The organism is Streptomyces iranensis, from assembly GCF_017874715.1.
Classification (GTDB): domain Bacteria; phylum Actinomycetota; class Actinomycetes; order Streptomycetales; family Streptomycetaceae; genus Streptomyces; species Streptomyces iranensis.
This window is the reverse complement of the sequence record NZ_JAGGLR010000060.1, coordinates 1-8,896: the sequence shown is the minus strand read 5'-3', so window position 1 is coordinate 8,896 and position 8,896 is coordinate 1. Positions and strand designations below refer to the sequence as shown.

1 protein-coding gene is annotated in these 8,896 nt (G+C 72.4%); it reads left to right on the top strand.

The window, feature by feature from the left end:
• A partial coding sequence (locus J2Z30_RS49085; protein ID WP_209469197.1) for a hypothetical protein occupies window positions 1–8,896 on the top strand: 8,896 nt, incomplete at both ends.

The window sequence follows — 8,896 nt, the reverse complement described above, 5'->3', positions numbered from 1 at the left end:
ACCGGCACCCCGTCCACGGTGGAGACGGCCGACGCGCCGTCTACGGCGGAGACCACCGGCACCCCGTCCACGGTGGAGACGGCCGACGCGCCGTCCACGGTGGAGACCGCCGACGCGCCGTCCGGGTCGCCTCGGGGCGACGCCCGCCAGGAAGCCGAGACCCTCGCGCTCACCTGGGACGAGCACGACCGGGCACGGCGGGGCGTGACCGAGGCCGTCGGGACCGCCGGGACCGGCCCGGCCGCCGCGGCCCGGCTCCAGGAGGCCCTGGAGCGGCTGGAGGACGCCACGGCGCGGCTGTACTCCCTCGGCGTGCCGCCCACCCGGCTGGCCGCCGCCGGCAGGCTCGGGGACACCGCCCCGGCCCCCGCGCTGGACGACGACCGGCGGGACTGGCTCGCGGGCCAGGTGGAGGAGACGGACCTGACCTCCGGCGCGCCCCGGCTCGCCCCCGACACACAGGTGACGGCGGACCAGCTCCAAGGCCTCGGCGTCGCCCTGACGCCGAGCCAGCGGGTCCAGGTCGAGCTGGGCGTCGGCCGGTTCCCGGCGCGGGATCTGGCCCCACTGGTCCAGGTGCGGCTGCTGCTGGGCCGACCCGGGCCGGGGCCGGACGGCATCGACACGGTCGCGGCCGCGGTGGCGCGGCGGCTGTGGCGGTCGGCGTTCGACGCGTTCGCGGCGGACACCGCGGCGCGCGAGGGCGCGGCCCCGCCGGACGGTGACACGGAGCCCGGGGACGACGCGGCGGCGCGGGAGACCACGGCGTGGGACGCCGCGGCGGCCTGGGACCTCGCCGCCTTCCTGGTGCTGCCCACCGGGCCGGACGCGGCCCGGACCGATGTCCGGTACGCCGGGGACGCGTTCCGGGCGGCGGTCCGGGACGTCGCCGAGCATCTGCTCGCCCACGGCCCGGACGCCCGCTCGGCCGTCGAACTGGCCGACACCCGGCGCCGGGAGCTGGGCCTGCGCCCCCGGTGGACCGAGGCCGGCCCGTTCGCGCCCCGCCCCCGCCCGGCGGTGTCGTCGGCCGCCGTGTCCTCGTCCGACGTCGAGATGCAGGAAGCCGACACGTCGTCGGAGTCGGAGAGTTCGGAGTCGAATTCGGACTCGGACGCCGAGATGGAGGACGTCCCGGGAGAGGGGGAGCCGGACTCGGACCAGGAGTCGGCGTCGGAGCCGGACTCGGACCAGGAGTCCGGCGCGGAGCCGGACCAGAACCCCGCCCCCGCCGACCCCGGCCTCTCCCGCCTCGTCACCGACTTCGGCCACGGTTACCGCGGGCTGCAGGGATCGGTGCCCGTCACGTTCCCTGAGGACACCATCACCTGGCTGCACTCCCAGCTCGGTCAGACCGTACGGGCCCGAGCCCACGTCGAGGCCCCGCCCCGCGACCTGGAGGCGCAGGACCCGGGTGACACGGTCGCGCTCGACCAGGAGATCGCCGCCAAGTACAGCGAGGCTGAGCTGCGGTACGCGAAGTCGTATCTGGCGAGCGTCAAGGGGATGGTCCGCACGGTCACCTACCGGGGCCGTACGTACGAGGTGTCGGTGCGTATGGAACTCTCGGACCACCAGCTCGCCCCCACGATGGCGGACGACTCGCCCGAGGGCCGGCGGGTGTACGTCGAGGAGCGCAACCGGACCGGGGTCGACACGGGCGACAGCTACGCCACCGGAAACATCCGGAGCCTGCCGTTCGCCTACAGCTACACCACGCCGATCCAGGACGCGGAGAACCCCGCGGTGGCCTCGGTGACCATCACCCCGAAGGTGACGCCGACCCACAACCAGCAAGCCATCCACGTGGACATGCCAGAGGGCCACACCGTGATGACCGCGCTGCCGTTCTCCGCGGAGCGCTCACATGCCTACGACTACCGGATGGCGTTTCAGTTCACGGCCGCGTCCACCACGGCTACCACCACGGCCACCACCACGGCCACGCCGTCCCGGCGCGACGACGCCTGGAGCGCCGCCGCACCCGCGCCCGGCCGGCTCATGGCGTGGTTCCCGGACTACCTCACGCAGAACCCGCCGGAGCGCCCGTACGGCCCGGTGGCCCCGCAGGACCTCCCCGCCGACGTGCGGACCCTCACCGACGAGCTCTGGCTCCACCGGGTCGACACCATCTACGACCCGTCCGCCCTGCTCGACGCGATCCTCGCGGCGCCCGAACTACGCCCCCACCTGCGCCGGATGTCGGGCGAATCCGTCGACAAACTGCGCGTGTTCCTCACCGAGAACAACCAGCGCGGCCTGCGGCTGATGCTGGCCGACGCTTACGTCTCGCCCGTCCTCCGTGACCACAGCGGTGAGCCGCTGGGCTTCCTGAAGGTCTCCGCGCGGCTCAACGCCCTGGACCCCGACTGGCTGGCGAAGACCAACGGCACACCGGTCCTGGAATCCGACCTGCTGCACACGGTCGGCGTCGAGACCGGGCTGTCGATCCTCAACGCCGTAAAGGGGGAGTTCGGCGTCACCCCCACCTTCCAGGGCGCCCCGAGCCCGGCCGGGAAATTCGTCTTCGGCGGGGGCTATGAGCACCAGCGGTCCGTCGTGTTCAACTCCGGCGGCACGGCGTACGACTGGCGCGGCCTGATCAGCGCAAACCCCGGTCTCCTGACGAACGCGGACATCAGCTACGTCGTCGAGTTCGTGCGCGCCGGGGGCGGCACGACCGACCCCTTCACCCTGCACAGGCCCTGGGAGCAGTCCATGCGGGTGCCCACCCTGGCCGATGTGAACGGTGTCCCGGTGCCGCCCGGCGCGGAACGCCACCTTCCGCCGGAGCTGGCGAGCATGAAGTCCTTGGGGGTCGACGTCACCCCGCTGAAGGTCACCGGCGCCGAGGAGCTGTACGACCAGTTGGAGACCCTGGGGCGCCGACTCGGCTTCCTGCCGCCCACCGAGCACCGGCGTCGCGACTGGCTGAGCGACGATATCGTCGAAGCGCAGCTCGAAAACGCCCGTAAGCTCACCATCTGGCGCTCCCAGATCGGCGAGACCGGTGGGCTCGACCAGAGAGCGGACGGCGACCAGCCGCGCTACTTCAGCCTGCCCCTCCGACACGGCGTCTGGCGGATCGGCTTCGACACGTCCGTGGAGCAGAGGGACGGCACCTACCCCCACCACCGCAAGAACCTGCCGGGCTGGTCGTTGATGAACGTCAACGGCATGGGCGTCCCGGGCGGCGAGTCCCGCAGCTCCAGCCACTCGGGGTTCGTCGGCGTCTCCGCCGGGGTCGGCGGCCCGGTTTCGGACAACGGCGATTGGACCCTGGAGGGCGGCATCCCCTACACCGCCTCCGTCACGGGGGAAAAAGGCCGCTCCGCCGCGTCTTCCTCCGGATACGAGGTCCACGCCCTCATCTTCGCCCAACCCGGGCTCGGGATCTTCGACAACCAGGTCACCCACGTCATGAGGGTGTTCTCGGAAAACGGCGGCACCCCGCTGGCGACGTTCACGGCGCACGGCACCGTGACCCTCGCTGTGCCGTTGAGCCGCACCCTCAGCCACCCTCCCGCCCCGCTGGGCCCGGTCAGCATCCGCCGGGCGACGCACGACGACTTCCGCAAGGCGCGGATGACACCGGACGCCGACGGCTCCCGCCCGCAGGACGTGGTGTTGCTCCCCGCCTCCGCCCACGTCAACCTCGCGATCGGCACCGCCGCGCTGACCGGGGCGTTCCGGCAGCTGTTCAAGGGCGCCAACCCGGCGGAGCCCACCTTCCTCGACGCGCCGCGCTCGGCCTCGGAGCCCAGCGCGTTCGCCCGGATCCGTCAGTGGGCCGACGCGGCGGGTTCCAACCTCCTCGACGCGCTGCCCTCGGCCGTCACCGCCTTCGGCGTGCCCGCGCGGATGCTGAGGGACAGGATCGTCGGCGCGCCCATCACGAACACCGAGAGCCCGGTCCAGCAGGTGATGCGGGTATCGCTGTCGTCGACCTACCTGCTCTCCCGCGCGCCCCAGATCTTCGGCAGCGGATTGGTCTTCGAGGCCGATGCCGCGGGCGACGTGGTGGGCACCGACGCTCAGGGCAATATGATCGGCTTCCTGCACGACGTGGTGTACGAGGGGACGGGATTCAACCCCGATAACGACCCGGACGCCTCCACATGGGCGGAGAACCAACTCACCACCACCCAATCCGCCTCGCACGGCACCTTCGAGGACCTCTCCGGAGCGCTGGGCACCAGCCTGACCGGCTTGCACACCGGCGAAAAAAACCCCGGCAGCGTCTCCGGCAGCGGTGGCCGGAACATCGCGACGGGGCGCAGCAAGACCGAGACCAGCGGCACCTTCACCAACCGCATCACCATCGAACCGCATGCCGGGAACCCGCTGCACCGGTTCCGGGCCCATGCCACGTACCTCATCCACCTGGACAAGGGCCTCAACAACGCGGTCGCGAACGCCTTCGGTATCGGCCCGCACAGCTCGGTGGCCTACGCCGTGACCGTGCCCGGCGGGGTGGCCTTCTGGGTACCCGAACACCGCGTCAGGCAGAATCCGCAGCTTGCCCGGCCGGCCGGCCTCGAGCCGTCACCCCCACCGCCCATGGACCGGTTCATGGCGAGGCACTTCGCGCGTTCCGGTGGCCGTTCGCTGGGTTACGCCTCGGTGCCCGAGGCCCTGCCGACCGGCTCGCTGGACGAGGTCGTCCAGGCCATCCGCGGCGCCGTGCGGCGGGAGGCACCCGGTTCCCTCACCCCGGGCAGCGGCTCCCACGTCCGCGGGCTCGCCTCGCGTATCGCGGACATCGGCGCCGCGAACGGTCTGCGGTCACTGGTGGCCAGTGGCGCCCGCCACTGGCACCGCTTCCACTTCCCGTACCGGGGGCGCGACGGTGCTCTGTACCTGGTGGAGGTGGCGCTCAACGCCCGCCCGGCCCCGGGCACCGACCTGGCGGCGCTGCGCGGCACGCTGCTGGCGTACTCGGGCCTGGAGAACCTCAACTCCGCGGCCGGCACGATCACCCACACCGCCTCCCGGAGTACCGGATTCGACCTCAGCTTGGGCGGGACGGGTGACGTCAACCTGCCGGGGACGGGCCGGACCGGCAGCGGCGGGCTCTCGGCCTTCTTCTCCTCCGTCGGCACCCTCGGCGACTCCTTCTCCACCACCTGGTACGACCAGAATTGGCCGCGCACCTTCCGGAACGTCGCGGAGTTCCCGGGGGTGCCGTACGAGTACCGCGTAGAGGTCACCTCGGTCCGCCTGAACAACACGGCGCCCGGCTTCCTGATCAACCGGGCCGTCTCGGTGGGGAAGTTGGCGCAGCGGATGTTGAGCGGTGGGCTGTCGGCGGCCGAGACCAGCGGGCTGACCCGCTGGCTGGACCGGGCGCTGGGCCGCGACGCCGCCCTGCCCACGCGGAATACCCAGGCCCCCGCCTCCGGCCCGGTCGTCCCCGCCACCGTCACCCTCCGCTTCCCCGGCAGCGAGACCCCACCGCGGCGGGAGGACGGGACCCCGGAACTCCCCGCCCCGCCGCCCGTCCTGATCACCCCGGACGTCCATCGGTCCGACCCCCGGTTGGCCGCTCCCGCCTCCGCTCCCGCTCCCGCCCCGAGCACCGAAGCGGGCACCGATCCGGAACGGGGCCGGCTGACCGACACCGCGCGCTGGACCCCGACCCAGCCGCTCGCCGTGTACGACTTCGACGCGGCGGACGAACTCGCCGACGCGCTGCGGGAGGTCGACCCGGATCTGCGCGGCGACGGCCTTCCGAAGACCTCGGAGTCCGCCGAGGCCACCATGCGCCGCGTCGGTGACCTCATCCGGCGGCGCAAGGTCGCCCTGACACCCGCACAGGCCTCCCGGTTCACCGGCAAGGAGCCCTCCGGCGGCTCCGCGCGGATCGGGGTCGCGCTGTACGGGCCGCAGTTGGAGAGCTTCAGCAGGGAGGTGCAGTCCCAGCAGGTGAGCACCACCGTCCACAACGCCGGCGGCTCGAGCAGCCGGACCCACACCTCCTCCCTGACCAGCCCGCTGAAGGGCGGGCTGACCGGCAACAACACCCACACGCTCGGCGGCACGTCCCCCTTGGCGGGAGCGAGCACCTCCCAGGGCCAGAGCTCCGGGAGCATGAGTTACAGCCGCTCGATCATCAAGCACGGCGTACCGGTCTCGGAGAACGCCGACGGCGAGCCGGACGACAGCGGTGAGCTCGGATTCGTGCTCACCGCCCACACCGTTCTGGAGGTCAGCGGCCCGAAGGGCACCCGCTGGGTGATCGGCAACCTGGTGACGCGCGCCGCCCTGGAGGACGTACTCGGCCTCGGCATCGCCCCGGCCCGGCCCTCCCCGCAGGTCTACGACGCCCCGGCCGTCCTCGCCGGGCACGGGCCGGCCGACTGGCGGGCGCTGCGCCCCGAGGAGTTCGGCGACCGGCTCGCCGAGGGGTTCGCCGAGGAGGACGCGCGGGCGCAGGTGTGGCTGGACGCGGGCGAGGTCGGGCGGGACACCCGGCGGACGCTGGACGCCGTCGGCCAGGCCGTGAAGGACGGCGTCACGCCCGACGCGGCCCTGAACACCCTCGGGGTCACGCTCCCCGCCGACATCCGGCTCGCCCTGGACGCGGCGGTCCGCGCCACCGACCGGGCGCGGCGCCCCGTCGACATGGTCCTGCGCACGGTCACCGGCCCGGTCCACTTGCCCTTCACTCCCGGGCCGCTGCACGGCTGGGCGTCCGAGATGCCGGTTCCTTCGGTGTCCGTGACGTCTCCGGAGGGCGAGACGACGTCCCCGCCGCCGGAGACCGTGGTCACGCCACCGCGGGACGAGCCGTCGACGCACACGGCCGGAACGGTGCGGGACACGGAGCCGACCGAGGCCGACGGGCCGCGGCCGACCGTGCCCGCCGACGTCCGCCCGCTGGACGGCCGCCCGCCGTTCGGGGGAGGTGTCAGCAAGGGTGTTGTCGATGCCGGTACGGCTCCGGCGCCGGACGCGGTGTCCGGTGGCACGTCGGCCGGCCGTCGGCGGCATCGTGCTGTCGGTCCTCGTGAGCCCCTTTCGGTGCTGAGCCGTGTGGAGCTGACGGAGCGGGTGGACCGTGTGGCGGGTGAGGGGCCGGCAGAGGGGATGTCGGAGGAGCGGTGTCTGGTCCTGTTGAGGTCGCTACGGGAGGAGCTGTACCCGCAGGGGGTGCGCCCGGCGGGGATGGAGGCCGATCCGGAAGAGGCCGGTCCGGCGGAGGCCGGTTCGGTGCGGTCGCGTGCGCTGGATGACTCGGCGGTGAGTGGGAACTCGGTGGTGTCCTCTTTGGCGGCGGGCCCCGGTTGGCGTGGGGTGCGGTCGTGGGAGGGGGTGGAGAAGGCGGTCGCCGAGGCCGGGGCGGGCGCGGCGGCGTTCGTCCTGGCGCGGCGTCAGGGTCGGCAGCCGGGCCATGCCTTCGCGGAGCGGCTGGGCCATGCCTTCGCGGCGTACAACCTCGGCGAGGGCGAGGGCCGTGGAGTGGTGTGGGTGGATGTGTCGGAGGGTGCCGGCCGCCGGATCTCGGGGTTCCCCCCGGAGGTCGCGCCGTCGGATGCGCATGCGGTGGTGATCGACCTCGACGGGCGGGTCACGCACGCGCTGCCGGCGTTGATGCAGTCGGCTTCCCCGGCCCACGCGCAGCTCGACGCGGCGACCGGCCGCCGTTACGGTGCCACCGGCCTGGAGGTCGAGGAGGATCGGCCCCTTCTCATCCAGGGGCTGACCGGTAGCCCAATGAAGCTGGATCTGGCTCATGGTCCCGGCTTCAAGATCGTCACGGACGCTCGCCCATACTGGGTAACCGCCGACGGACGGCTCCACCGCTCGAAGCCGCGGGTGGCACCGGGGGAGCAGGCGCCCAAGCCGAATGGCTACTGCATCGCCGAGATCGTCATGGACGACCCGATGGCTTCGCTTCCGGGGGAGCGAAGGTGGCCCCGTCAGGAGGCGCTGAGGCAGCTGAACCGGATTCGGGCTGCGCTGGCGATCCCGGATGAACGGGGGGTCCCGGTCCCGCTTTCCGAACTGCTGGAGACCCTCGGCGACTGGAGGCCCACCGAGTGGGGCGAGCGGACGCTGGTCGGACTGGCCGTCGTGGACTCAAGCGACAGCTCCTACTTCCACCTCACCTCTGGGACCGTCACCCTCGGCCTCGGGGCGCTCCAGGACCTCGCCGTGGATCGGGCGACCGATCACGTACTTGAGGCCGTGACGGTCTCGATGCGGTTCTTCGGGCAGAAGACCGCCACGGCGTTCGTGAACCGTCTCCTCGGTCATGACGGCGCGGAGAATGTTCTTGTTCCGTTCCTGGCGGCCATTCCGGACGTCGACGAGGTCTTCGGCTACGGATGGTGGGGGTCTCAGCACGCCGCGGCCTGGCCGATCCGCAGCCAGCTCGCGGATCGGCCAGGCGGCGAGAATCTCCTGACCAAGAACCTTCTGCTGGTGGCGTCCCGGCATCCGATGGACCGCGTCCGGCGGACCCTGCGGCCGCGCACCCGGACGTTCCTCAACGAGCGCTACGACGAGCTCACGGGAATGCTCGTCCACCATCTCTCCGAACTGCTGGAGTTCCATCGGGCGAGAGCGACGCCGGACAAGCCGTTCGACGCGGGGTTCTTCGACACCGCCAATGGCTATGTGACCGCCCGCGAATACTGGACGGCCATACTCACCGGGCGCACATCCCAGGGCACTGCCGTCGCCCAGAGGGGCGCGATCGGCACCGACGACTACGAGTTGGACACCGACGAAGGCCGGCTGGACGTCGCGCTGGTCCTGCCGGAGCTGCGGCGATTCGGCTACAACGGCGACATTTACATGACCCCCAGTGAGATATCGCGTGCTGTCGAGGAGGTCTCGGGGCTCAGCCTGAGCGCCTACGAGCGGGCGCGGTCGCTCCCCGCGCCGCTCC